General features: G+C 52.5%; 22 protein-coding genes and 1 pseudogene. 20 read left to right on the top strand and 3 right to left on the bottom strand.

Features of this window, described 5'->3' with window-relative positions; translation table 11 throughout:
* Positions 1-15 precede the first annotated feature (15 nt).
* The 7 genes and pseudogenes from ACFSUF_RS00405 to ACFSUF_RS00380 all read left to right on the top strand — a co-directional run bounded on the left by ACFSUF_RS00405 (position 16) and on the right by ACFSUF_RS00380 (position 5603).
* Positions 16-858, top strand: coding sequence for a carbohydrate ABC transporter permease (locus ACFSUF_RS00405; protein WP_377599016.1), 843 nt, complete (start codon positions 16-18; stop codon positions 856-858).
* Between the two features lie 64 nt (positions 859-922).
* Positions 923-2047: pseudogene (locus ACFSUF_RS25285) on the top strand (beta-galactosidase); the annotation flags it as partial.
* A 6-nt stretch (positions 2048-2053) separates the two neighbouring features.
* Positions 2054-2932 carry a beta-galactosidase gene (locus ACFSUF_RS25280; protein WP_449290214.1) on the top strand — a complete coding sequence of 293 codons (879 nt, stop codon included), beginning with the start codon at positions 2054-2056 and terminating at the stop codon, positions 2930-2932.
* A gap of 376 nt (positions 2933-3308) precedes the next feature.
* Complete coding sequence (locus tag ACFSUF_RS00395) at positions 3309-3539, top strand: cold-shock protein (RefSeq protein WP_377599013.1); 231 nt, start codon at positions 3309-3311, stop codon at positions 3537-3539.
* A gap of 35 nt (positions 3540-3574) precedes the next feature.
* Positions 3575-3787 (top strand): hypothetical protein, encoded by a 213-nt coding sequence (locus ACFSUF_RS00390; protein ID WP_377599011.1) that lies wholly within the window; start codon positions 3575-3577, stop codon positions 3785-3787.
* 85 nt (positions 3788-3872) lie between these two features.
* On the top strand, positions 3873-5348 hold the full coding sequence (locus ACFSUF_RS00385; RefSeq protein WP_377599010.1) for a hydroxysqualene dehydroxylase: 1476 nt from the start codon (positions 3873-3875) through the stop codon (positions 5346-5348).
* 51 nt (positions 5349-5399) lie between these two features.
* Complete coding sequence (locus tag ACFSUF_RS00380; RefSeq protein ID WP_377599008.1) at positions 5400-5603, top strand: CsbD family protein; 204 nt, start codon at positions 5400-5402, stop codon at positions 5601-5603.
* Positions 5604-5889: 286 nt separating this feature from the next.
* Here the strand turns inward: ACFSUF_RS00380 and ACFSUF_RS00375 are convergent, their stop codons facing one another.
* The gene (locus ACFSUF_RS00375) at positions 5890-6120 is read right to left on the bottom strand and encodes a hypothetical protein (protein WP_377599006.1); all 231 of its coding nucleotides are present in this window, start codon (positions 6118-6120) and stop codon (positions 5890-5892) included.
* 453 nt (positions 6121-6573) lie between these two features.
* On the opposite strand from ACFSUF_RS00375, the gene pheS reads away from it, so the two are divergent.
* The 5 genes from pheS (at position 6574) to dnaI (ending at position 15040) form a co-directional block, all read left to right on the top strand.
* Entirely contained in the window at positions 6574-7608 is a 1035-nt protein-coding gene (pheS, locus tag ACFSUF_RS00370) for a phenylalanine--tRNA ligase subunit alpha (protein WP_377599005.1), read from the top strand.
* 32 nt (positions 7609-7640) lie between these two features.
* The gene (gene pheT, locus ACFSUF_RS00365) at positions 7641-10085 is read left to right on the top strand and encodes a phenylalanine--tRNA ligase subunit beta (RefSeq protein WP_377599003.1); all 2445 of its coding nucleotides are present in this window, start codon (positions 7641-7643) and stop codon (positions 10083-10085) included.
* Between the two features lie 96 nt (positions 10086-10181).
* Positions 10182-12446 (top strand): cell division protein ZapA, encoded by a 2265-nt coding sequence (gene zapA / locus ACFSUF_RS00360; protein ID WP_377599001.1) that lies wholly within the window; start codon positions 10182-10184, stop codon positions 12444-12446.
* Between the two features lie 112 nt (positions 12447-12558).
* Positions 12559-14052, top strand: a complete 1494-nt coding sequence (locus tag ACFSUF_RS00355; protein ID WP_377600185.1) for a DnaD domain protein — start codon at positions 12559-12561, stop codon at positions 14050-14052.
* A 37-nt stretch (positions 14053-14089) separates the two neighbouring features.
* Positions 14090-15040: a primosomal protein DnaI gene (gene dnaI, locus ACFSUF_RS00350; RefSeq protein WP_377599000.1), complete on the top strand. Its 951-nt coding sequence runs from the start codon at positions 14090-14092 to the stop codon at positions 15038-15040.
* A gap of 65 nt (positions 15041-15105) precedes the next feature.
* On the opposite strand, the gene ACFSUF_RS00345 is transcribed toward dnaI, so the two are convergent.
* Positions 15106-15261 carry a YqzM family protein gene (locus tag ACFSUF_RS00345; protein WP_377598998.1) on the bottom strand — a complete coding sequence of 52 codons (156 nt, stop codon included), beginning with the start codon at positions 15259-15261 and terminating at the stop codon, positions 15106-15108.
* Between the two features lie 231 nt (positions 15262-15492).
* Between ACFSUF_RS00345 and trxA the strand changes: the two genes are divergently transcribed.
* The 8 genes from trxA to uvrC all read left to right on the top strand — a co-directional run bounded on the left by trxA (position 15493) and on the right by uvrC (position 23522).
* Complete coding sequence (gene trxA, locus ACFSUF_RS00340) at positions 15493-15810, top strand: thioredoxin (RefSeq protein ID WP_377598996.1); 318 nt, start codon at positions 15493-15495, stop codon at positions 15808-15810.
* A 228-nt stretch (positions 15811-16038) separates the two neighbouring features.
* Positions 16039-17028: a Gfo/Idh/MocA family protein gene (locus ACFSUF_RS00335; RefSeq protein WP_377598994.1), complete on the top strand. Its 990-nt coding sequence runs from the start codon at positions 16039-16041 to the stop codon at positions 17026-17028.
* A 36-nt stretch (positions 17029-17064) separates the two neighbouring features.
* On the top strand, positions 17065-18066 hold the full coding sequence (locus tag ACFSUF_RS00330; RefSeq protein WP_377598992.1) for an AraC family transcriptional regulator: 1002 nt from the start codon (positions 17065-17067) through the stop codon (positions 18064-18066).
* The gene (locus ACFSUF_RS00325) at positions 18066-19172 is read left to right on the top strand and encodes a Gfo/Idh/MocA family protein (protein WP_377598990.1); all 1107 of its coding nucleotides are present in this window, start codon (positions 18066-18068) and stop codon (positions 19170-19172) included. Before ACFSUF_RS00330 ends, ACFSUF_RS00325 begins: the two co-directional genes overlap by 1 nt.
* A gap of 175 nt (positions 19173-19347) precedes the next feature.
* On the top strand, positions 19348-19737 hold the full coding sequence (locus ACFSUF_RS00320) for a GntR family transcriptional regulator (RefSeq protein WP_377598989.1): 390 nt from the start codon (positions 19348-19350) through the stop codon (positions 19735-19737).
* A complete protein-coding gene (locus ACFSUF_RS00315) occupies positions 19730-20677 on the top strand; it encodes an ABC transporter ATP-binding protein (protein WP_377598986.1) in 948 nt (315 codons plus the stop codon). The genes ACFSUF_RS00320 and ACFSUF_RS00315 overlap by 8 nt, the downstream gene beginning before the upstream one ends.
* Positions 20674-21357, top strand: a complete 684-nt coding sequence (locus ACFSUF_RS00310; protein ID WP_377598985.1) for a hypothetical protein — start codon at positions 20674-20676, stop codon at positions 21355-21357. The genes ACFSUF_RS00315 and ACFSUF_RS00310 overlap by 4 nt, the downstream gene beginning before the upstream one ends.
* 131 nt (positions 21358-21488) lie before the next feature.
* Positions 21489-23522 carry an excinuclease ABC subunit UvrC gene (gene uvrC, locus ACFSUF_RS00305; RefSeq protein WP_377598983.1) on the top strand — a complete coding sequence of 678 codons (2034 nt, stop codon included), beginning with the start codon at positions 21489-21491 and terminating at the stop codon, positions 23520-23522.
* Here the strand turns inward: uvrC and ACFSUF_RS00300 are convergent.
* Positions 23458-25095, bottom strand: a complete 1638-nt coding sequence (locus ACFSUF_RS00300) for a CPBP family intramembrane glutamic endopeptidase (protein WP_377598981.1) — start codon at positions 25093-25095, stop codon at positions 23458-23460. The two genes, uvrC and ACFSUF_RS00300, sit on opposite strands and share 65 nt — an antisense overlap.
* Positions 25096-25206: the final 111 nt, after the last annotated feature.

The raw sequence follows: 25206 nt of genomic DNA, 5'->3' as shown, positions 1-25206 counted from the left end.
TAGAAGGTGAGAGAGATGGGCTTTGCTTCGAAAATATGGCGTTCCCAGCCATTACTGCATATATTTGCTTACGGATATGCGATTCTTTCGATATATCCTTTGTTCTGGATGCTGTTTTATTCCTTGAAAAACAACAATGAGATTTTCGTAACGAACCCGTTCGGCTTCCCTACGAATTTCCGCATTGAAAACTATAAAGCGGCATGGACGAGTTTCAACGTGCCGGTGTATTTCTTCAACAGTGTATTTATATCGGCCGTAACCGTAGTGGGTTCCATTGCGTTGGCCGTCATGTTCGCTTATGCCGTTGCCAGAATGCAGTGGAAACTAAGCGGCGCAGCGAGAACTTATATTATTCTCGGCATGTTCATCCCGATCCAGGTTATCATGATCCCGCTGGCGATTCTCGTCCGCGATTTGAACATTGCAGATACGTATATGGCGCTGATCATTCCGTATATCGCCTTCAACTTATCGTTCTCTACGATGGTGTTCTACGGCTTTTTCAGGACGATTCCGATCGAACTTGAAGAATCTGCGTGTATGGACGGAGCCAGTATTTACCGCACGTTCTTCTCCATCATGCTGCCGATCGTAAAACCTGCGCTGGCGACGATGGTCATCTTCGTCTTCCTGTCCGCTTGGAATGAATTCCCGATGGCGCTCGTGCTGATTTCCAAAGAGACGCTGAAAACTCTGCCTCTGGGCCTGTTGTTCTTCCAAGGTGAATTCACTACGAACTGGGGCGCGATGGGCGCAGCAATGACGATCGCAAGCTTGCCGACGGTATTGCTGTACGTGCTCTTCAGCGAGCAGGTAGAGAATGCGTTGACTGTAGGTTCTGCCGTAAAAGGTTAATAATACCAAGATAAGGCCGGGGGCTTTCGCCTGCCGGCTTTTCTTTGCGAAGGAGTTATGTGAAATGTATATCGGTGTGGACTATTACCCGGAACAATGGCCGCGGGAACGCTGGCAGGAAGACATTCCTCTCATGAAGGAACTGGGCATCAATGTGGTGCGGATCGCGGAATTCGGCTGGTCTCTAATGGAGCCGGAAGAGGGGAAATTCGATTTTACGCTGTATGATGACGCGATTGCTTTTATGGAGGAGCACGGCATCAAGGTGGTGTTGGGCACGCCAACGGCGACGCCTCCGGCATGGATGGCCCATAAGTATCCTGATATTCTGCCTGCGGATGTGAACGGCGTTACGATATCGTTTGGCGCGCGCCGCCATTATACCGTGAATTCGCGTACGTATCAGTATTTTACCAAGCGGATCGTGGAACAAATGGCGCTTCGCTACGGGCAGCATCCGAATGTCATCGGCTGGCAGACGGATAACGAGTACGGCCATGAAAAGTCCGACCGCAGCTATGCGGAGGAAGACCGTCGTGCGTTTCAACTTTGGCTGAAAGAGAAGTACGTTACGCTGGATGCCTTGAACGAAACATGGGGGACCGTATTCTGGAGCCAGACGTACACAGCATGGGAGCAGATTCCCGTGCCGCGGAAGGTATACCAGGAGCATAATCCGAGCCTGCTGCTCGATTTCGACCGGTTCTGTGCGGATGCCTATAACCGTTATAACCGCCTGCAAACCGAGATTCTGCGCAAGTACAGCCGGGAAGATATGTTCATTACCCACAACTTCGTATATACGGATCTGGCGCTGAATCAGAAAGAGATGGCGAAGGATTTGGACTTCGTCTCCTTCGACAACTATCCCGTCTGGGGCGGATTAGCCGAGCCGATTACCCCTGCGGAAATCGCCCATCACCATGATTTATGCCGCGGCGCGAAGCCGGGTAAAGGATTCTGGGTGATGGAAGAGCTGATCGGCGCGCAAGGGTGGAGCCGGATCGGCTACCTGCCCCGCCCGGGGCAGGCAAAGCTGTGGACGTACCAGGCCGTCTCACGGGGAGCGGAAGCCATCGTCTATTTCCGCTGGCGGGCGGCGCACTTCGGCACGGAGGAATTCTGTCACGGCATTCTTGACCATGACGGCGTGCCGCGGCGCAAGTACCGCGAAGTGAAAGAGATCATCGATGCGATGAATGCGTTTGGCGACGAGTGGATCGAAGCGGAATACAAAGCGGAAGTAGCGGTGTACTACGACGTGGAAAACGCCTGGGCCTGGAACATTCAGCCGCACAGCGACGCCTTGACGCATAAGAAGGAGTTTCTGCGCTTCTATTCCGCGGCGCACAGCTTGAACGCGGCTACGAATATTGTATCGCCGGGCGATTCGCTGGAAGGATACAAAGTGGTCATTGTGCCCATCTACTTCCTGACGAATCCGGAATTTAACGAAGAGCTGAAGAAGTATGCCGAGGCGGGAGGTACCGTCGTATTCACTTACCGTACCGGGGTGAAGGAGCCGTCCAACGTAGTGGTCGATACTACTCTGCCGGGCCGTTTCCGGGAGATGGCCGGCATTGAGATCCACGAATACGAATCGCTGCAGTCAGTACAGCAAAATACAGTGGTGGGCGTTTCGGGCGCCATAGAGGGCGTTGAATCGGCTGCGAAGCTATGGTGCGATCTGATTACGCCGACTACTGCGGAAGTTCTGGCTGTTTACAAAGATACGTTCTACGATGGAACTGCTGCGATTACCCGCAACCGTACCGGCAAAGGAACGGTGTATTACATTGGCTCCGCAGTAGAAGCGGGAATGCTCGAGAAGCTGTACGCGGAGATCTTCGCAGAAGCTGGGGCTTCCACGCTGCCATCGCCGGAAGGTGTGGAAATCGTCCGCCGGACAGGGAAAGACGGCAAAGTGTTCCTTGCCGTGATGAACCACAATGCCGACAGCGGCGCTGTGGTGCAACTGCCCGCCGGGCGCTGGTCATGCGCTGTCAGCGGAACAACTTATGAAAGAGAACTGCAGTTGGACAAACTCGGAAGCATCGTTCTGGTTACCAGCTAAGTTTATTACGAAAAGCCGCCCTTGCGTTAGGATGGGCGGCTTTTCCTATCTTCAAGGATGATGCATTTCGACATCATCTTTTCTAAATTCCTTGCTTTGAAAACAAGATCGGCATGTTCAGCACGCCGGCTGAATATAATAGCAGTATGTTCATCGGCGTTTGCTATCCATGCAGGGGCATGGTATGATAAAGGAATAACAAACAATCCATGATCAAAGTCACATATGGAAAAGGTTGTCATTCGTACATGGTACCTTTTCCATATGTGATTTTTTTATTTGCTGAAATCGCAGGGATTGTCCAAGAACTGTTCTTAACCTGTGTTAAGAACAGTTTTCTTTTTCCATACTAAGGATAGAAAGCGGAGGGATTTCCATGTATAACAAAAGAATACCGTTAGAAGACCTGGTGCACGAGAATACGAAAATTTGGAGCTGCGTAACGGAGGGTTGTTCGGGTTGGATGCGGGACAATTTTGCTTTCGACACGGTTCCTACCTGCCATCAGTGCCATGCCAGCATGGTCAGCAGCGAGAAGATGCTTCCTGCCCTGACTAACAGCAATAAAGACGTAAAGGCCTTGAAGCGGGGCATTCAGATTGTCTAAGGAATTCAGCACAGCGCAGATAACGGGAGGTTGCCTTGAATACGTTGACTTTTGTGGAGTTTGAACAGTCCGGAGACAGCAAAATTTCCATTCGGCCGGAGAAAATCCTCTACTTTAGCGAGGAGGCGGAAGGTACGTTGCTGAGGCTGCAGAATGGTGAGGAAGTAAGGATATCGGAAGCGTACGATTCGGTGGCCGGGAAGCTGGCTGCAGCGTACGAAGTGCCTAAAGTGGATTACTGGGATTAGCTTATGACGACTTTCCTGTGTTTCTGCCGTGTGCGGGGAGGGTAATTTCTCCTATTGCAGAACATGAGGAAAGGTGTGGATGAGCATGCCCCAAAAAGTAATCATTATTGGTGCCGGCCTGGCGGGTCTTACCTGCGCCATGGACCTGTGCGATGAAGGATACGAAGTTACGGTATTAGAAGCTGGACTGGTGGCAGGTGGACGGACTTCCAACTGGAATGAGAACGGGATGGAAGTCGAGTCCGGATTTCATAAATACATCGGGTATTACAGTGAGCTTCCTAAGCTGCTGAAGCGAGCCGGTATCAATGTTGACGAGATGCTTACTTGGGAAACTTCCATGGAGATTCTTATGCCGGATGAAGAGGAAAGCGCCGAATTCGGGCTGGCTCCCGTGCGGAATCCCATCAAAATGATTGCCAGTCTCATGGGAAACAACGATTTCCTTTCCCCATCGGAGAAGATGTCACTGATCCCGTTCCTTACGGCTGGAATGAAGGACTATGTGTCCAACCCCGAGGAACTGGACCGTTACAGCGTAACTGAATATGCAGAACTGCACGGAGTGAAGCATGAGGCGCTCCGGCATATTCTCGTTCCCCTAACTACAGGTATCCTGTTTCTTCCGCCGGAGCGATATTCCGCCCTCGTGTTTTTCAGTACGCTCGGACCGGGGGTCAGCGGGTTCTATAAGATGAAAATCGGTGCTTTTAACGGGGGCATGACGGATGTGATGGCGCACCCGTTGATGCAGGGCGTCGTGGCGCGGGGCGGATCTGTTAGAACGCTGAGCAGAGTAACGGAGCTGATCTCGGACGGAAACACGGTAAGCGGCGTGAAAGTCGGGGATGAGCAATTGGATGCGGACCATGTAGTCCTTGCCTCGAATATCGCGAGTTCTAAGCTGCTGCTTGCCCAGAAGTTTTCCGGACATAACTGGTTCGAGCCGTTTCTGAACATGCCAACCATGTCGGATGTTACGGTCCAGGTAGAAACCAGCGTACCGATGATGGAGATGGACCGTACTACGTTTGCCCCCGGAACCTGCATCGGCAGTTTCGGAGAGCAGTCGAGGACAACGTTCCGCCATGTGCCCGGCCGCCAGTCGTATATCCTGACGCCCCCGGAGCGTTTCATCAACATGAGTGATGAAGAGGTGTTTGCAGTTTTCCTGCAGGACGCCGAGCGGATCGGGCTGAAAATGAAGGACCATCTGTTGGATTACATGGTCATTCGGATGAAGGATCATTTTCACACAGTGGAGCCGGGACATGCCTGGCGGCGGCCGACGCAGAAGACGGTGATTCCCGGCCTTTATCTTGCCGGCGATTATACGAAACAGCCGATGTTCACGACGATGGAAGGCGCAGTTATCTCGGGGCACCGGGCCGCCGACGCCGTCATGGGGAAATGGACGGAGGAAGAGCCGAGGTTTACGGATGACAACCCGGATCGACTTACGGATGGCGTCGTCCATGCACCTGATGTAGTCGGACGTTCCGCACTGGAACCTGCTTCTGTCGATACCCCGGACCGATTCATCCGGCGGAAAGAAGGTTAAAGATACGTTGTACAGGTTTCTATAACTTTCATTCCGAAGGAGAGATGGATCATGGATAACAACGTGCTGAAAGGCAAATGGAACCAGCTGAAGGGTGAAGCGAAGAAACAGTGGGGCAAGCTTACGGACGACGAGCTCGATGTCATCGGCGGCGAGAAAGATAAGTTGGTCGGAAAGCTGCAAGAGCATTACGGACACTCCAAAGACGACGCGGAGCGCGAGTACGATAACTGGTCACGCAATTACCGCGATTAAGCGATAGGTTAATGACAATCAGCAGGTCCCCGGGTATCATTCCGGGGGCCTGCTCTCGTTCAATGAGATTCACTTAATTCCGTGTAAACCACCAGCCGCTTTTCATGCGTATTCGCCTTGCGGTTAAATTCATTCAAGGTTATTGTGTTTCCTTCTCAATCCTTGAAACGAAGGAATTCGGAATATGGATCACAGGGGATGACGGCGGAAGAAAAAAACAACAAAAAAGCCGGCCCCCTGCGGAACCGGCATGATCAATAAAGTTTCTGCAGCAGAACAGCGGATCTTATTCCCACTCCTCAGCATACATGTAATGTCTTTTCACGAGCTCCAGCATAAATAAACCGAGCACCGCCAGCACACCGGCCGCAAACAGATAGAATGCCAGTTCGGCGGGCTGCTCCCGGGTTAGCCGGGCTCCGTCAGTGCCGTATTTCATCGTCAACAATGCCATATAAAGTACCATAGCCGCGCCCTCCAGCCACGCAATCAGCAAATAAACCGTTCTTCCTTTCATGAGGAAAGCCTCCTTGTACACAAAAATAGGATATAACCATTCATACACATTTTACCGATAAATGAAGCTGCATACCGGCCGAAGCCCATCCGGCTTGCAATGGCGCGCTTTTTTACATATAATGAAACATAATTATTGCATACCTAACATGCGTGGACGGAGAAGAGTAAGCAGTGCCTCTTTACAGGGAGGGGACGCCGGAGATTGAGAGCGTCTCTACAGAAACAGGCTGCCGAAGTTCGCTCCTGAGCAGGCTTTTGAAACCGGAGGCAACTCCGGCAAGTAGAAAGTTCCGGCCTACCGGTCCGTTATCCGGCAAAGTGAGAACTGGCTGTTCCGGGTGTCCGGCGCTGTTCTAATTAGGGTGGTACCACGGCTGCTTCGTCCCTTTCGGATGAAGGGCTTTTTTTGTTTTACAAGAGGTAGAGACGAACCATAATGGAGGGCATCTGAATGAAAGACCGGTTAGAGGCGTTGAAGGCCGAAGCGCTGCAGGAGCTGCAGCAGGTGGCAAGCCAGCAGGAACTGAATGAGCTGAGAATCAAATATTTGGGCAAAAAAGGCCCGTTAACGGAAATCCTGCGCGGCATGGGAGCGTTAAGCGCGGAAGAGCGTCCGGTGATCGGACAAGTGGCCAATGAAGTGCGCGGAGCCATTGAGGAAGTTATCAATGCGAAACAGGCGGCTTACGAGCAGGCTGAAACCGAGAACAGGCTGAAAGCCGAAACGATCGACGTGACGCTGCCTGGTCGCCCTTACGCGCAAGGCGCGATGCACCCGCTGAACAAGGTCATTCAGGATATCGAAGATATTTTTATCGGCATGGGGTATACCGTAGCGGAAGGGCCTGAGGTGGAGTCCGACTACTATAACTTCGAAGCGCTGAATCTGCCGAAAGACCACCCAGCGCGCGATATGCAGGATTCGTTCTATATTACGGAAGACATTTTGATGCGCACGCAGACTTCGCCTGTGCAGATCCGTACGATGGAGTCCCGCAAAGGCGAGGTCCCCGTTAAAGTGATCTGTCCCGGACGTGTATTCCGCCGGGATGACGATGACGCTACACACTCGTTCCAATTCCACCAGATTGAAGGCCTGGTCATCGACCGCAACATCCGGATGAGCGACCTGAAAGGCACACTGCTGCAGTTCGTGCAGGAAATGTTCGGCAAACAGACACAGCTGCGCCTTCGTCCGAGCTTCTTCCCGTTTACGGAACCGAGCACGGAGATTGACGTTACCTGCGTACAATGCGGCGGAGAAGGCTGCCGGGTATGCAAGCAAACGGGCTGGCTCGAGATTTTGGGCGGAGGCATGGTTCACCCGAACGTACTGGAGAAGGGCGGCTACGATCCGAAAGAGTACAGCGGGTTTGCTTTCGGTATGGGCGTGGAGCGCATCGCGATGCTGAAGTACGGTGTGGACGATATCCGTCATTTTTACACGAACGATTTGAGATTCCTTAAGCAATTTGCCCGTAAATAAACGGCTTAACACATAGAAGAGGAAGTGACCTTGTGAAAGTATCATATCAATGGCTGTCCCAGTACGTGGACGTTAGCGAGTTTACCGCATCGGAACTAGCAGAGAAGCTGACTCGCAGCGGGATCGAAGTCGATGTCGTAGAAAGCCGGAACAAAGGCGTGAACGGCGTCGTCGTAGGCTATGTAAAAACCCGGGAGAAGCACCCCGATGCGGATAAACTGAGCGTTTGTACGCTGGATGTGGGCCAAGGTACGGACCTACAAATCGTATGCGGTGCGAAAAATGTAGATACAGGGCAAAAAGTACCCGTTGCCGTGGTAGGCGCGGTATTGCCCGGTGATTTCAAAATTAAAAAAGCGAAACTGCGCGGCGTAGAGTCCCAGGGCATGATCTGTTCCGCCAAGGAATTGGGCTTGAACGACAAGCTGCTGCCGAAAGAGATTCAGGAAGGCATTTTGGTGCTTCCTGAGAATACGCCGGTCGGCGAAGATATTTTGAAAGTGCTCGGCATTAACGACGAAGTGATGGAGCTGGATCTGACGCCGAATCGTTCCGATGCTTTGAGCATGCTCGGCGCGGCTTACGAGATTGCTGCTATCATCGGACGCGAAGTTAAGCTTCCTGACAGCGAACAAGGCATCATGCACTCCAGCGTGAAGGCTGCCGAGCGCATCAGTGTGGAGATCAGCGCAGCGGAGCAATGCAGCCATTATGCAGCCCGCCTGATTGAGAACGTGAAGATCGGCCCGTCCCCTTTGTGGATGCAGAACCGTTTGATGGCGGCAGGCGTGCGCCCGATCAATAACGTGGTCGATATCACGAACTTCGTGATGCTGGAGTACGGACAGCCTCTGCATGCGTTCGATGCGGATAAACTGAACAACGGGCATATCGATGTACGGCTGGCGAAGGCCGGCGAGAAGCTGACCACTTTGGACGGCGTTGAGCGTACGCTTGAACCGCATATGCTGCTTATTACGGACGGCGTGCAGCCGGTCGCTCTGGCAGGCGTTATGGGCGGCTTGGATTCCGAGGTAACGGAAGGTACGACCCGGATTCTGCTGGAATCCGCGAAGTTCGCGGGCGGTTCTGTCCGCAAAACATCCCGCCAGCTTGGACTGCGGTCTGAAGCCAGCCTTCGGTTTGAGAAGGAAGTGGACCCGCAAGCGGTGATTCCTGCGCTCAACCGTGCCGCATCGCTTATGGCTTCTTATGCCGGCGGTTTGGTTGCCGAAGGAATCGTAGAGAAGAAGAATGGTGCGGCAGAACCTGTACAAATTACGATTACCCTGCAAAAAATCAATGATTACTTGGGCACGGAATTGTCATCGCTGGAAGTGAAGGCGATTTTGACCCGTCTGCATTTTGAATATGAAGAACAGGAGAAGTGGACTTTCACCGTTCACGTCCCAAGCCGCCGCGGAGACATTACCCGCGAGGTGGATCTGATTGAAGAGGTCGCACGGCTTTATGGATACACGAACATTCCGACTACGCTGATGAACGGCGTAACGACGCCGGGATCGCTGACGCCGAAGCAAAAGGTGCGCAGAACGCTCCGCGAGCTTTTGACAACTTCCGGATTGCATGAAGTGATGAGCTACTCATTCGGCTCCCCGTTCCGTGCGGACCGCTTCCCGGGCCTGTATGCCGACAGCAAGCGCATTACGCTCGCTTTGCCGATGAGCGAAGAACGCAGCACACTGCGCACAAGCCTTGTGCCGCATTTACTGGATGTAGCCAGTTACAACCGCAACCGGAAAACGGAGGATGTAGCTGTATTTGAAATAGGCAGCGTCTATGTCACCGATGAAGAAAAGCTGACCCGCCTTCCGCAGGAAAAGCACACCTTGGCTATGCTGTGGACGGGGAAACGCCGTTCGGTGCAGTGGAACAGCAAAGCGGAAGCTGTTGATTTCTATGACCTGAAAGGCGTTTTCGAGAAAACGGCGGAAGCCTTGGGAGTGGAAGGGCTGACATTCACCGCCGCTCAGCCCGCAGGGTATCATCCGGGCCGTACGGCTGCCATCGAAGCCGAAACCGTAAGCGGACGCAGCCTGCTGGGTTACATCGGCCAGCTGCACCCTGAGCTGCAGAAGGAGCATGACCTTGCCGATACGTATGTGCTGGAGGTATCGCTGGATCTGCTGTACGAAGCTGCCCGCGGCAAAACCGAATATAAAGGCCTTCCTCGTTATCCGTCCATGGGGCGCGATATCGCGGTTGTAGTCGACAGTGCCGTTCAAGTAGGCTTGCTTACGGATAAAGTCCGCGAAACGGCAGGGGAGCTGCTGGAATCCGTACAGGTGTTTGACATCTTCACGGGTGAGCGTCTCGGCGCAGGTAAGAAGAGCGTCGCCCTGGCTTTGGTATACCGCCATGCGGACCGCACGCTGACGGATGAGGAAGTCAGCGAAGTTCACGCACGGGTGGTAGCCGCTCTGGAAGAATCTTTCGGTGCTGAATTGAGAAAGTAGGCAGGAAATAGGGTTCATCGCATCGAAATCAAGAGCGAAGAGGATCGCTGGTGCGATGAACCTTTTATTTTTCTAGAAATGTAAGGAGGCTGCGCTGTGAAATCTGAAGATCGGGCAAGCGTAACGGTTGATATATACGGTACCCAGTACAAGCTAAAAGGCAGTTCCAGCTCAGGCTACATGAAACTTGTCGCGGCGCATGTCGATGACCATATGCACAAAATCGCTCAAGGTTTCCCGCGGTTGGATACTCCTAGAATTGCAGTATTGGCCGCAGTGAACATGGCGGATGAATTTATAAAAATCAAAGAAGAGAATCAGAAGATGATTCAGCTGCTGGAGCAGGAAGCGGCGCTGCATGAAGATTACGGCAGGCTGCAGGAAGAACATGGCAAGCTGGCTGAAGAATGTATGATCCTGCAGGAGGAGCGGTCAAAGCTGGCTTCCGAACGCGATTCCCTGGCGTCAGGACGCGATGCGGCGGCAGCTGAGCTGGAGAAGCTGAAGCAGAACAGTACGGCGGAGGTTGCCAGGCTGAAAGAAGCCCATGCTGCCGAAGTTGCGAAGCTGGAGAAGCTGAGGGAAGTCCAAGCTGCGGAGGTTGGCAAGCTGAGGGAGCTCCAAGGAACGGAGACTGCGAGGCTGAGAGACGCCCATACCGCGGAACTTGCGAAGCAGAAGGAAAGCTTCAATGCTGAGCTTGCAAAGCTGAGAGATGGGCATACCGCTGAGCTGGCGAGGCTGCAAGAAGAGCGGACTGTTGAGCTTGCGAAGGTGAAGGAAGAGCAAACAGCGGAGCTTGCGAAAATAAAGCAGGAGCAAACAGCCGAGTTCGGTAAGCAGAAAGAACTTTTGGCTTCCGAATTTGGGAAGCAGAAAGCGGCGCAGACAGTCGAATTGGCAAAGCTCAGAGACAGCCATGCCGCTGCCGTGACCGAACGGGACCGCCTGCAGGCTTCCTTCGCGCAGGTGAACCGGGAGCGCGACGAGCAGCGAAGCCGCGCGGGCAAGCTTGCCGCGGAGCTGGAGCAGCTGCGCAAAGCGAAGGCGGAAGCCGACGCGGAGCGGGAGAAACTGCAAAGCGCGTATGCGGCTTTGCAGGAAGAGAGCAAGAAGCGTTCCGGCGAGCAGGCCGGGTTAGCTTCGCAGCTGGAACAGCTGCGCAAAGCGAAGGCAGACGCCGATGCGGAGCGGGAGAAGCTGCAAAGCGCGTATGCGGCTTTGCAGGAAGAGAGCAAGAAGCGTTCCGGCGAGCAGGCCGGGTTAGCTTCGCAGCTGGAGCAGCTGCGCAAAGCGAAGGCCGAAGCCGAGGCGGAGCGGAGCAAGCTGCAGGACGCATTTGCCGCGCTGGAAACGCAGGTCAAAGATCTAAGCTCCAAACAGTCTTCGCTGCTTGACGAACTGCGCGAACGGCAAGAGACGAACGCGGCCTTGCAAAGTCAACTGAAGCAGCACCTTGCTTCCAAAGGTTCAGCGGATGCGGAACTGACGCATTTGCGCGAATCGCTGGAACAGCTGCAAGTCGAGCTGGACAGCAGACGGGCGGAGCAGGAACAGCTTCGCAGCGAGGCAGGCAGCCTCGAAGCGGCCAATCAGAAGCTGCAGCGCGAGTTGGAAGCGGTCAGCCAGCGCTCCAAGCAGCTGGAAGCGGAGCGCGAAGCGGCTGCGGAAGAGCGGGACAAACTGTCGGCAAGCCAGTCCGATGCGAGCCGCTCTTACGAAAAGCTGCGGCGTGACTACGCTGAACTGGAAGAACAATACCTGGAGCAGCAGCTTGCGCTGGAAGGCTTAGCAGAAGAAGTCAACGGTCTTCGCGATAACTACAACGCCTTGCAGCGTCAGCAGGAACAGGCCGCGCTTGACGAGGCGCGCCTGGAAGCGGAGCGCCGGAAGCATCAGGAATCGCTTTCCGCCCTGGAAGCGGAACACTTGAAGCAGATGACGGCTTACCTTGAGCTGGAGTCGGAAGTTTCGGAGCTGCGCGAAGCCAGATTGCAGGCGAGCGCAGCTTATGAAAGGGTAAGCAGCGAGCGCGAGTCTCTGGATTCCGAGCGCAACCGTCTTCGCACCGAGCTGGTAGAGCTCCAACGCCGCCAGTCGGATTGGGAGTATGCGCTGCGCGAAATGGAACGCCAGAAGGAAGAGTACGCAGCGGCACTCCAGGAAGCACAGGAAGCGCCGGCAGTAAGTTACGTTTCCGAGGAAGCCGATTCGCGCCTGCAAGAAGCGCTGGAGAAGCTTCAGTCCGATTTTTCGGATTTGACGTCGGAACACGCCAAACTGCAGGATGAATACGCGAAACTCCGTACCGAGTACAACGAGTGGATCCAGCTCGTTGAGTTGATGGACAGCGATAAATAGAACTGATAGGGAAGGACCCGGTCTCGTATGGAGAACGGGTCCTTTCCGATTCTCCAATATTTTTAACAAAACGGCTCTATCATTTATGCTACAATAAAGGGTACCAGATTTGATGAAGATGGCGGTGCTTGAAATGCGCATTACGAATTTACACTATTTTACGGAGAATCACCGTTATTACATATACCGGGACTTTGCTTTAAGCCCTGTTGATACACGGATGCTGAGCCTGGTTTATCAGCCGGTAGTCGGCGCTTATGCAGTCAGTCTGTATCATTTGCTTTACCAGCAAATCACAACGGACAAGCTTGGGTTTTCCAAGGCGGAACAGCTCCGCCGATTATTTCTGCTGTTGAATGTCGAGCCGAACGAGCAGGGGCGGAAGATGCTCATCGAGCAGACGTCCAAGCTGGAAGCGATGGGGCTTCTTCAGACAAAACATAAATATGTGGTCGAGACGGATGAGTATTTATATGAATTTGAACTGGTGCGGCCTCTGTCGCCCGGGGATTTCTTCAAGGTTCCTCATCTCATGATGCTGCTAAGGGATAAAGTGGGCAAATTCGCCGTGCTCGCCCTCAAAGAGGAATTTTTCTCTCAGGAGCCGGAAGAGTTTGCGGGCCGGACGGTTAATACGGAAGACCTGTCGTTAGCGTTTTATGATTTTGAACCGTTCCGCCTGAATGCTTCCATGATTGATTCGGAGCTGGAGCAGGCGCTGGCCGAACTGTCTCCCGCCAGGGAAGAAGCGCAGAAGGACGATTTTATGGAACAGCAAAGATTGGAATATTCCGATATCATGTTCCATTTCCCCCGCGCGACCTCAGCGAATACGAAGTTTGTCGAGAACTTGAAGTATGATCACGGCCAGATGGAATCGCTGAATTTTATTTTCAACAAGTTCAAGCTGACGAAGGCGGATATTAGAGACCTTTTGGATACGGACGGCGTCTTCACCCAGGATGGGGAACTTGTGATGGAACTGCTGCAGAAGAAAGGCTTTGAAATCTACAGCCAACGCAAAAAAATGAGTGAACAGACCGAACGCAGCCTTCGCAAAATGGACAGTGCGGCTGATGATGTGCCCGTGTCGGCGGACGGGATCGTACCTGACGAGCATTTTGTAGCCAAAGAGTTCTACCTGCCTGTGCCGCAAATCGTCCGTTCGCAATGCGATAATCCGGATCAATATAATATGTTCGTCCGCAATCTTCCGTATACCAGCTTTCTTGAGAAATTTTTCCCTGGAAGCGTGCCGAAGTATATCGAAGATACGTTCCATATCCTGAATCAGACTTACCGGATGCCGGACCCTGTCGTGAATGTGCTGATCCACTATATTTCCTATACCCGTAAGTCCTGGACGCGCAAATATATCGATGCCATTGCGTCCAGTATGCTGGGCAACCAGATTGAGACGTTCGAACAGGCAGTCCAGCATTTGCGCAAGCCTGTGGATGAGCAGCCTAACTCCGGGAAGAAGCGGCAGCGTGCACAGAAACCGAGCCTGAAAGTAGTGGAAAGCAATCCGGACGACCAAAGCTGGAAAGATGTCGACATGGAAGAATTAATGAAGCTGGCTGAGCGCTTGGACGGCCAGAGATAACGATCATGATGTAAACTGAAAAAGGAGGCGGACCTGCATGGAATCACTAGCAGACCTGCTGAAGCATAAATCGAACCGCCATTTGCTGGAACAGGCGGAGATGAATAGTATGGCGGTGTTAAGCGATACGGCCGTCATCAAATTCAGGGCGAAGCATCCCGAACTGGACGATACGACATTGAAGCTGAATATGAACCGTCTGTACCAGTACGCCAAGGAGTACAACAGCTGCTCCAACTGCCCGGGGCTGAATCAATGCCCGAATGACATGGAGGGGCACTATACGAAGCTGACCGTTGAGCGTATTAACGGGATTGATTATATCAATGACCATAAAGTATCCTGCAAAAAGCTGATCGCCCATGAAGCCCAGGAGAAAGTCCGCAAGCGGATCCGCTGCCTGAATATGGATGAGCGGGTGTTGGATCAGGCGTATTCGGCCAAAGATATTTTGACCATGGATAATATGAGGTTAGGGGCTGTACAAGCTGTATTCAATTACGTCAACAAGACGAAGGCGGATGGCCTGCAGGCTGACGGGCTTTACCTTTCGGGGTCGTTCGGTACGGGCAAGACGTATCTGATGTCCTATCTCCTGCAAGAATTGTCCAAGGAAGGGTTCACCGGTGTGTTTGTGTTTATGCCGGATTTCGTGGAAGATACGAAGCGGATGTTTCAGGATGAGAAAAGGCTGCTGGAGACGATCGAGCTGCTGAAAAACACAGACCTCCTTATTCTCGATGACGTTGGGGCGGAGAACATGAACGCCTGGTTCCGCGACCATGTGCTGGCCTCGATCCTGAACCACCGGATGGGCCGCAAGCCGACGTTCTATACCTCTAACCATGACTTTGACGGACTGGAGAAACACCTGTGCTATACGAAGGACGGGAATGAGGAAAACAAGGGGCGGCGGTTGATGGAGCGGATTCGTCCTTACGTTGACTATGTGAAGGTGGAAGGCGAGAACAAGCGCAAGCGGAGATAAGGTGAACTATACAGATAATGAAAAAGAAGCTTTCCCGAGGGAAAGCTTCTTTCTATACAGCTTTCTTATTTCACGAACAATGCAATAATCGTAGCAATTAGCGCAATTAGAAACATACCGCCGAACATAGCGCCAAACCCGAACATGAGATCGAATAGATCGTCGCGCGGTTCCTCGTTCGTATGTAGTCTCGGGTCATTCGCTTCATAACTCTTGTTCATATGTCGTTCCTCCTAGCGTCTGTCGCAAGCGTCCAACATAAGATGTTGTCCGGGATTCAAGGTCCACACAGAGCGGGTATTGTCAATATAGATAAGTATACCCAACAGGGCTCGCAGTGTAAAGGCTTGGCTGGGGAAAACTTACTTGGCGTTTCGCATAATTTGTTGCGGTATGGTATACTTTACAGGTGAGCAGTTTGATGTTTACCTGAGCATAAGGAGGAAATTCTCATGGCAATTGTTAATGTAACCGATAACTCCTTCGGTAGCGAAGTGGAGAATTCAGGAACGGTATTGGTTGATTTTTGGGCGCCTTGGTGCGGACCTTGCAAGATGATCGCCCCGGTTCTGGAAGAGCTGGACAAGGAGATCGGCGAGCAAGTGAAGATCGCCAAAGTGAATGTCGATGACAATCCGGAATCGGCTTCCCGTTTCGGCGTAATGAGCATTCCTACGCTGATCGTCTTTAAAGACGGCCAACCTGTAGACAAAGTGGTTGGTTTCAATTCGAAGGACGCTTTGAAGAACGTTTTGACCATGCATATCTAATCGATTATTTTCGAATAAGTATCAGCAGGCGAAATGATAACCCGCAAGAGCACACTTTTTTGAAAAGTGGCTGTCTTGCGGGTTATTTTTGTTACTGCGGATGTCGTCTTATTGTATGTCGTAAATTTGTAGTATAGCCGACATTTAAATTCATATATTTCTATTTGGGAGTTGTGCTATTTTTATCTCATGTCGTATATTTAAAGTAATTTAGAGGAGTGGGATTCGATGATAAAAGTAGGAATGATCAGTTACTGGCACGTGCATGCAGATGAGTATACAGAGGATGTTATCAATAATCCTCATACGGAGGTTGCGGCAATTTGGGACGAAATTCCGCAGCGCGGCCGGGAAAAAGCGGAGAAGTACGGCGTTCCGTTCATCGAATCCCTCGACGAGCTGCTGGGCCGCAGCGATATTGATGCTGTCGTTATCGACGCGCCTACAAACACTCACCGGGATATCATGGTGAAAGCGGCCGAGGCGGGAAAACACATTTTTACAGAGAAAGTAGTAGCTCCTACACAGAAGGAATTGAACGAAATTTATGCTGCGGTCCGCAAGGCGGGCGTAAAGCTGACGGTATCTTTGCCAAGGCTCTATGACGCGTATACACAGCCGATCCGCAAACTGGTGGAAGACGGCGTTTTGGGACGCTTGACTTTAGCGCGTGTCCGTTTATCACATAACGGTGCTGTTGCCGGCTGGCTGCCGGAGCACTTTTTCTCCAAGGAACAATGCGCAGGCGGAGCCCTGATCGACCTGGGCTGCCACCCGATGTATCTAGTTCGTACGTTCCTGGGACTGCCGGAGGCTGTCTCCGCAAACTATGGGTACGTGACCGGCAAGGAAGTAGAGGATAACGCCGTTTCCGTTCTGTCTTATGAGAATGGCGCCATTGGTATCGTGGAGGCCGGCTTTGTTAACAGCCACTCCCCGTTCAGCATCGAAATTCATGGTACGGAGGGAACGCTCCTTTACGGATTCCCTGAAGAAACGATTAAAGTGCGCAGCAACCGGTTGAGCGGACAGTGGGAAGAAGTGGCGATCGGGGACCGGCTGCCAAGATCCTTCACCCAATGGGTAAGCCATATTGAACAGGGAACCGAAGCGGAGGAAAACCTGCAAATTGCAGCAGATCTGACAAGTTTAATGGAAGCATCCAACCTGTCGGCTTCGGAGCGCCGCACGGTAAAGCTTAGCGAGCTGGCGAAATAATCCGGGAAACTGATTTTTAGGATGGGAGGGGCATCGATGTCTGGAACCCGTACGGCGGACAACGCGGAAAGGGAACGGCAGCAGCCGGCGTTTATTTTTGCAAGAATGGAAACAAAATGGGATGCGCTGGACCGTCTGGATCTGCAATTCCGCTGGGGCAATTACGGGATTCGGGTACTTCGCTGTCATCTGACCAATTTTCCGCCCGGATCGGTCGTTTCGTTTCATCAGCATTCGGAGTATGAGTTTCATTTTATCCCTAAGGGAAAAGGGAAACTCCACTTGGAGGCCGGCGAGTATGATTTACATGAAGGGATGTTCTACGTTACCGGTCCGGGCGTACTCCATCAGCAATGGTCGGATGAGCAGGAACCGATGTATGAACTTTGCCTTCATTGTGAAATCGTCCCGATAGGCGAGGAACAGCGTGCCTCAGGTGACTGGGGACATACGATCGAGGTACAGGAAGCGGAAGAGAGCATGCAAGTGTTGAATTCACTTTCGGCGGTGCCGCTGGTTGACCGTTTCCATGCAATGGATTGTTTTTTGGATGCCTACCGTGTGTGGGAGGATCAGCGCATTGGTTTTTACACTTCGCTAAAACAGTCCTTCATACAGATTCTGCTTCGTTCAGCCAGGGCTTGTTCCCCGATCGAAGCTGGGAGCGCCATCCCGGAACGGGATATGTCGGAACACCGTTATAAGAGAGCTAAACAATATATTGAAGATAATGCCGCAAGGCCATTGACGCTTGAGGAAGTTGCGGCGGACGTCGGCATCAGTGCCCGTCAGCTGCAACGGATTTTCCGCAATGAAGGGCAGACAACGTTCCGCGGCTGGCTGGAGCAGGTCAGGCTCACCCGGATCTGTTCCGATCTGTTGAACGGCGAACGTCCCGTTGAGGAAATCGCGCTCGATAACGGGTATGCGAATCCGAACTATTTATTCCCTGTTTTTAAACAGAAATATGGCATGACCCCCGCTGCTTATCGCCGCACGTACTCTGCGGGCGGGCATGTACCTAAGGAGAGATCCTGATGAAGACGATCAAGGTTGGTATTATCGGGAGCGGCGGGATTGCCGCACAGCATGCCGCAGCTTACGCCAAACTGCCGTTTGTGGAAGTGACAGCTGTAGCGGACGTAATTCCCGGGCGTGCGCAGCAGTTTATAGAACGGCAGGGTTTGGACTCCGCCGCAGCTTACGAATCGCATGAAGCTTTGCTGCAGCAGGATGTGGACGCCGTCAGCATCTGTACTCCTAACGTATCTCATCACCGCACCTCAGTAGATTCGCTTCTTGCTGGCAAGCAGGTATTGCTGGAGAAGCCGATGTCGGTTACGCTGGCAGAGGCACTGGAGATGGCCGATGCGGCAAGGGCTACAGGAAATATGCTGTCGATCGGTTTCCAGCCCAGGTATGATCCAAATATGAAGCTCTTGCAGCAGATTGTGCAGTCCGGACGCCTTGGTCACGTATACTATGTGGAAACAGGCGGCGGAAGACGGCGCGGTATGCCGGGGGGCACGTTCATCTCCAAGGAGCTGGCCGGTGCCGGAGCCATGGCCGATATCGGATGTTATTCTCTTGATATGGCGTTGAACGCTATGGGTTATCCCCGTCCGTTGACGGTTTCGGCGTTCACCACCAATCACTTCGGGCGCAATCCGATCTATCATCCGGAAGCGGACCGGTTTGAAGTGGAGGACTTTGGAGCGGCTATGGTGCGGTTTGAGAACGATGTCGTGCTGCAATTTAAGATTTCTTGGGCGATGCATATGGATACTTTGGGGTCGACTATGTTTCTGGGTACGGATGCAGGCCTGAAGGTCACTCCTTACGGCAGCGGACCGTGGTCCGGGGTTTGGGACGGCAAAGTCGGTTCCATGACGATGTTCCACGACGAGTTCGGAGGACACACATCTACCGAAGTTCCTCTGATCCACCACGAACTGAATTTGTTCTACGAAAAGGTGCGGGATTTCGCCGAAGCCGTTCGCGACGGGCGTCCGGCTCCGATTCCGGGAGAACAGATCGTTATCCAGCAGGCGATCATTGACGGCGTGCTGCGATCTTCCCAAGAACGGAAGGAAGTTTCTGTTGAGCTGCCGGGCAATGTAGTTGCACTGCCGGTCGTTTCGTAAGGCGCAAAGCCCTTTAGCGGCTTTGCCTTCATAAGAAGATAAGTTTCGGGAGCCCAAGTGGCTCCCTTTTTTGTTTGTATCGGGCCTTCACCTATTCAGCAAGCCCATTTATCTAAAAAGAGTTGACAGTCCAGTAAATCAGTTATATAGTTAGTTACATGAGTAACTAACCAACATGGTGGTGAGTCGAGTGGGTTCAGGAATCGATGACAGCAAGCCGATCTTTATGCAGATTGCGGAGAGGATTGAGGATGACATTATAGACGGCGGATTGCCGGAAGAAACGCAAGTTCCGTCGACGAACCAGTTTGCTTCTTTTTATCAGATAAATCCTGCTACAGCGGCGAAGGGCGTGAATTTGTTAGTGGATCAAGGGATTTTATACAAGAAGCGGGGGATCGGCATGTTCGTGGCATCCGGGGCGAAAGCGGTATTAGTGGAGAAGCGCAAAGAACAATTTTACGACCAGTACCTTGTTACCATGCTGCGCGAGGCGGAGAAGCTGGGCATCACAGTAGAACAGGTGACGGACATGATCCGGAAAGGGGCGGGAACAGATGGCTAATGTAGTGGAGGTATTGAAGTTAACAAAGAAATACGGCAAGGTAACGGCGCTGGACCAAGTTTCGTTCCACTTGCAGGAAAATAAAATATACGGGCTCCTGGGCCGAAACGGAGCAGGCAAAACAACGGTGATGCATCTGATTACGGCCCAACTGTTTCCGACGGAAGGCCATCTCCATGTGTTCGGGGAAGCTCCCTATGAGAACAACCGGGTGTTAAATCGGATTTGTTTTATTAAGGAGAGCCAGAAATATCCTGATCAGTTCACGGTATCCCAAGTACTGAGTGCAGCTGCAGACCTGTTTCCCCATTGGGACTCGGCGTTTGCCAGCCGGCTTCTGGAGGATTTCCGGCTCCCGCTGGACCGGAGAATGAAGAAGCTTTCCAGAGGGATGCTCTCGTCCGTAGGCATTATCGTGGGATTAGCAAGCAGGGCGCCTCTTACCATTTTCGACGAACCCTATCTGGGTCTGGACGCGGTAGCAAGAAGCATGTTCTATGACCGGTTGCTGGAAGATTATGCAGAGCATCCGAGGACCATTGTATTGTCTACCCACCTGATTGATGAAGTAAGCCAGATGCTGGAGCATGTCATTGTGATCGATCAAGGGAAAATTCTGCTGGATGAAGAGGCAGAAGCGTTAAGGGGCAGGGCTTTCAGCGTTGTCGGCAAAAAAGCGGCAGTAACAGGTTTTACGGAAGGCAAAGAGGTCATTCACAGTGAAGGATTCGGCGGCATGTTGAAAGCATCTGTGCTGGGTGAGTGGTCGCCGGAGGAACGCAAAGCAGCCGAAGCAATGGGCCTGGATTTATCCCCTGTATCTTTGCAGCAGCTGATCGTACATTTGACAAACGGCAATGGCAATGGCAGTGGAATAGGGATAGGGAAAGGGCAGATTACAGGCAATCCCGCCAAGCAAAAGGAGGCAGATCCGGTATGAACCGTACGTACGCCATTTTTCGAATGCATGCCAAGGATAAACTAAGCTGGTTCTATCTTCCGTGGATTATTATGCTGTTTAGTTTTTCCGTCAATCTGGTTATCGCAGCCTTTGTTGATGAGCCGGTAACAACAGGAGGCGTGGCCTCTATGTATATCTACATGATGGTTACGGGTATGATTGTCGTTTCGCAGACGTTTTCTTTTGCGCTGGGCCTCAGTGTTTCGAGAAGGGATTATTTCAACGGGACCATGCTGATGGCGGCCATTTCAGGCTTGATCGCTTCTGTGGGGCTGCTTGTGCTTTCTTCGATCGAGCAAGGCACTTCGGGGTGGGGTGTGGATCTTCATTTTTACCACTTTCCCTATTTGAACGAGGGAGGACTGTTGGAGCAAGTTTGGATCTTTTTTGTCCTGATGACGAACTTCTTTTTAAGCGGCTTCTTCATTTCAAGTTTCCAAAGAAGGTACGGAGGCATGGCGCTCACCCTTTTTCTGGCTGTTCTTGCCGTAATAATCGGCATAATTACCTTTATCATCTCGAACGAGGGATGGTGGGGAGGCATAGGCGATTGGCTTTCATCCTATTCAGCCGGGCAGCTCGCATCGATGCTGTTTGTACTCTCGTTGATTTACGCTGCTTCAACTTTTCGCCTTTTAAGAAAATCCACCGTGTCCTAATCGCAGCCGCCCGGCCTCAAGCCCGGCGGTTTTTCCATGAATTCGGGGGTGTGGAGAATCCCGCGGCGCTTGCTATTTTGTGATACAATAGGAATATACGTTCTTGACCCGCTGGAGAGGTGAATGGAAAGATGAACGAAGAGGTAACGGGGGAAACGATCAGCCGGTCTGCTGTTATGGAGGCGATTAATCATAAGCTGGCTCTGCTGCCTGACAAGCCGGGCTGCTATCTGATGAAAAACCGGGAAGGCACAGTAATTTATGTCGGAAAGGCCAAGGTGCTGAAGAACCGGGTGCGCTCTTATTTCAGAGGCAGCCATGACGGCAAGACGGCAAAGCTCGTTTCCGAAATCCGTGATTTTGAATATATCGTCACATCAAGCAACATGGAGTCACTCATTCTGGAGTGCAACCTGATTAAGAAGTACAATCCGCGGTACAATGTGCTGCTGAAGGACGACAAGTCTTTTCCTTACATCAAAATAACAAACGAGAAGCACCCCAAGCTTGAAGTGACGCGTAAAGTGATCAAAGATAAAGGCAAGTATTTCGGCCCTTATCCGAACGCTTTTGCGGCACAGGAGACGAAGAAGCTGCTGGACCGCCTATATCCTTTGCGTAAATGCAAGACATTGCCCGACCGGGTTTGCTTGTATTATCATATCGGCCAATGCGTGGCGCCCTGCGAATTTGAGGTGGCCCCGGAGCAGTACGAGGAGATGGTGAACGAAATTCACCGCTTCTTGAATGGTGGCCATACGGACATCAAGGACGATCTTACCCGCAAAATGCAGGAGGCCGCCGAAGAACTGAACTTTGAGCGGGCGAAGGAAATGCGCGATCAGATCCAGCACATCGATGCGGTAATGGAAAAGCAGAAGATTACGATGAACGATGCTGTAGACCGGGACGTGTTCGGCTATGCGGTCGACAAAGGCTGGATGTGCGTACAGATTCTGTACATGCGCCAAGGCAAAATGATCGAGCGCCACGCCTCGACGTTCCCTTATTACGGGGAAGAGTACGACGATTTCACGTCGTTTGTGACGCAGTATTACAGCGACAATCCGGCGCTGCCCCGCCAGATTTTCCTGCCGCCGCGGCCTTTGGAAGGCCAGGCAGCGGCGCCTGCGGCGGAAGCGGCCGGCACGGAGAAGCCGACCGCGGCACGGCTGGCCGCCGCACTGGACGCGGCCGGCGACACGGATTACGGCGACGCCGCTTCCGAAGCTGAAGCGGGCGGCACAGCAGCCGCCGAAGCGGAGCAGGGAAGCGCCGACGTCAAGGAAGCGCTGGAGAGCTGGCTGAAGGTGAAGGTGCATATCCCTCAGCGCGGCTTGAAGAAGCAGGCGGTGGATATGGCGATAGATAACGCCAAGGTGTCCCTGGCCGAGAAGTTCCGCCTGATCGAGCGCGACGAGCAGCGCACGGTCAAGGCCGTAGAGAATCTCGGCGACTGGCTGGGCTTGGGGCCGATCCGGCGCATCGAAGCGTTCGATAACTCGAATATCCAGGGATCGGACCCGGTTTCCGCGATGGTCGTTTTTATCGACGGCAAGCCGGACAAGAAGGAATACCGTAAGTACAAGGTCAAGACGGTCCAAGGACCGGATGATTACGAGACGATGCGGGAAGTGATCCGGCGCAGGTACGAACGGGTGCTGAAGGAGAATCTGACGCGGCCAGACCTGATTGTAGTGGACGGCGGCAAAGGTCAGATTTCGGCAGCGCTGGATGTATTGGAGAACGAGCTTGGATTATTTGACATTCCTGTCTGCGGTTTGGTGAAAGACGTTAAGCATAAGACGGCCCAGCTGATGATTGGAGATCCGGCAGAGGTCGTTCCGCTGCCGCGCGACAGCCAGGAGTTCTACCTGCTGCAGCGAATACAAGACGAAGTCCATCGCTTTGCGATTTCGTTCCACAGGGACACCCGTGCGAAGTCTATGGTTGTATCGCAGCTGGATGCGATCCCGGGCGTTGGTGAGAAACGCCGGAAGGCGCTGCTCAAACATTTCGGGTCTTTGAAGAAAATTAAAGAGGCCCGTATTGAAGATTTCGGGCCTCTGTCTATAGGGGAGAAACTGGCGTCTCAAATCCTCAAGTCCCTGCGGGGCGAGGAGGAGCCGGCATCTGAGGAAGCTCCTGAGGCGGAGACTTCCTGAACCGGCGGTGCAGCCGGTATATCACATAAGCAACGATGGCGGGCATGGCGAGATGAGCTATGCCCGCCATTGTATTCAACCCGCCGTAAGGAAGGATGGACAATCCCATCAGAATGCTGTCCATGACGGCATGTGAGAAGATGGCGGTGATCAGTCCGTATTTCAGGAATACATAACTGAAGACCAGACCGATAACCAGAAGCTCAATTACACGGGTGTAGGTCGGGTAAATCGGATACTGCGTGTGTCCGAATGCCCAGAATAGGGTGGGAAGCACAGCGGCAACCATCGGGTTCCGGAACAGCTTGGCAAATAAAGCGATCCCGAACATCCGGTAGACGGCTTCCTCTTCAATGGCCGCGCCCCACGCAGCAAACGGAAAGACCCATAGCCACAGCATGTTGTAAGGGGAAGAAACGGGATCGGTCGTGCTCCACACATGGAACACCTTTCCTTCGGCAATAAACAGCACCTGCTGCAGGCCTAAAATCACCAGGCCGATGAGGTACCCCCGCTTCATGGCGGTCATCACATGCTCGCCATAATCGGCTTCCTGCCAACGGGCCCACACACGGATCCCGCGTTGGCGCCAGAGCTGATCACCGGAAATAAAAGAGAAATACAGCATGACGGACATCCCGAAGAAGAACAGGTTTTGTATCAGCATAACGCTTGCTATCGCGGTTCCAGACGCGTCGGCGGAACCGAGGATTGCCTTATAAGCAGGGTACATATTCGCGTTGTTAACCATATTGACGATTAGATAGACGGCGGTCAGGAAAATCCCGCGGGCAAAGGACACCTGCTTTCGTCCGATAATGACATAGACGATCGCAGCGATAGCCATGATTGCTCCAGTGAGGAGATTTCCCGCATAGGTCATCCACGCTGCGGCACGGTCCTGCTTGGCAATCCAGGATGTGTGTTCTGCAGGAAGCGTGAAAGAGGGCGTAAACCCGGTGATTACACCGGATGCATCCGTTCTTACTTCTAATGATAACCGGGATCCGCCCATGTCGAACTTGGAGACAAGAAAGGTGAAAACGCCGTCTCCGCTTTCTTCCCTGTCGAGTATAGCCTTGTCAGCTGCATATCCTTGCTTTTTGAGAAAACTCTCCGCGGCTTTCAATCCGCTTTCACTGCCCTCAGAAGGAAGGGAGGAATTCCATGACACTACTTTTGCTTCAGACAAGTGAACATTGACGGTATAACGCACATTAGACTCTGGTTCCGTAACTTCAACGGCATAATACTCTACCGGGTAGCGCTTGACCCAACGGTCGGTATATGCTTCAAACAGATCTTGCCGCTGGAGGTAACCGATCACATCTTTTTGAGCCTGATAGTAAACATAGGTGTTTAGCGTTTCGGCTGGACCGTACTGTTTCTGTATAAATTGTTTGGCCGTCTCCGCAGCTTTCTCCTTGGATATGGGAACTTTCAGATCCTGCTCAGATAATGTTCCGGTGATAACGGGCCACCAGTTCGTTAAGATAAATAGAATTAAGCCGGCCAGAGCCAAAATGCGGAGGTTGCGGTCTCCGGAAGCTGCTGCCGATGAAGGTCGGTTCATGGTAGATCTCCTAACTGTTTATTGATTTTATATTTGTTTAACGTACCATAGATCCTGAGTATTAGAAAGCAAATCAGGCGATATTTGAAGAGAATCCAAGATAACCTTTGG

Source organism: Paenibacillus gansuensis, assembly GCF_042684925.1.
GTDB classification, from domain to species: Bacteria; Bacillota; Bacilli; order Paenibacillales; family DY6; genus Paenibacillus_N; species Paenibacillus_N gansuensis.
This window is presented reverse-complemented; position numbering and strand designations above follow the sequence as displayed.

Excerpts from the sequence above, each read along its gene's own strand:
- ACFSUF_RS00405 (WP_377599016.1), top strand. The coding sequence starts at position 16 with ATGGGCTTTGCTTCGAAAATATGGCGTTCCCAGCCATTACTGCATATA.
- ACFSUF_RS25280 (WP_449290214.1), top strand. The coding sequence starts at position 2,054 with ATGAATGCGTTTGGCGACGAGTGGATCGAAGCGGAATACAAAGCGGAA.
- ACFSUF_RS00395 (WP_377599013.1), top strand. The coding sequence starts at position 3,309 with ATGTATAACAAAAGAATACCGTTAGAAGACCTGGTGCACGAGAATACG.
- ACFSUF_RS00385 (WP_377599010.1), top strand. The coding sequence starts at position 3,873 with ATGCCCCAAAAAGTAATCATTATTGGTGCCGGCCTGGCGGGTCTTACC.
- ACFSUF_RS00380 (WP_377599008.1), top strand. The coding sequence starts at position 5,400 with ATGGATAACAACGTGCTGAAAGGCAAATGGAACCAGCTGAAGGGTGAA.
- ACFSUF_RS00375 (WP_377599006.1), bottom strand. The coding sequence starts at position 6,120 with ATGAAAGGAAGAACGGTTTATTTGCTGATTGCGTGGCTGGAGGGCGCG.
- pheS (WP_377599005.1), top strand. The coding sequence starts at position 6,574 with ATGAAAGACCGGTTAGAGGCGTTGAAGGCCGAAGCGCTGCAGGAGCTG.
- ACFSUF_RS00355 (WP_377600185.1), top strand. The coding sequence starts at position 12,559 with ATGAAGATGGCGGTGCTTGAAATGCGCATTACGAATTTACACTATTTT.
- dnaI (WP_377599000.1), top strand. The coding sequence starts at position 14,090 with ATGGAATCACTAGCAGACCTGCTGAAGCATAAATCGAACCGCCATTTG.
- ACFSUF_RS00345 (WP_377598998.1), bottom strand. The coding sequence starts at position 15,261 with ATGAACAAGAGTTATGAAGCGAATGACCCGAGACTACATACGAACGAG.
- trxA (WP_377598996.1), top strand. The coding sequence starts at position 15,493 with ATGGCAATTGTTAATGTAACCGATAACTCCTTCGGTAGCGAAGTGGAG.
- ACFSUF_RS00335 (WP_377598994.1), top strand. The coding sequence starts at position 16,039 with ATGATAAAAGTAGGAATGATCAGTTACTGGCACGTGCATGCAGATGAG.
- ACFSUF_RS00330 (WP_377598992.1), top strand. The coding sequence starts at position 17,065 with ATGTCTGGAACCCGTACGGCGGACAACGCGGAAAGGGAACGGCAGCAG.
- ACFSUF_RS00325 (WP_377598990.1), top strand. The coding sequence starts at position 18,066 with ATGAAGACGATCAAGGTTGGTATTATCGGGAGCGGCGGGATTGCCGCA.
- ACFSUF_RS00320 (WP_377598989.1), top strand. The coding sequence starts at position 19,348 with ATGGTGGTGAGTCGAGTGGGTTCAGGAATCGATGACAGCAAGCCGATC.
- ACFSUF_RS00315 (WP_377598986.1), top strand. The coding sequence starts at position 19,730 with ATGGCTAATGTAGTGGAGGTATTGAAGTTAACAAAGAAATACGGCAAG.
- ACFSUF_RS00310 (WP_377598985.1), top strand. The coding sequence starts at position 20,674 with ATGAACCGTACGTACGCCATTTTTCGAATGCATGCCAAGGATAAACTA.
- uvrC (WP_377598983.1), top strand. The coding sequence starts at position 21,489 with ATGAACGAAGAGGTAACGGGGGAAACGATCAGCCGGTCTGCTGTTATG.
- ACFSUF_RS00300 (WP_377598981.1), bottom strand. The coding sequence starts at position 25,095 with ATGAACCGACCTTCATCGGCAGCAGCTTCCGGAGACCGCAACCTCCGC.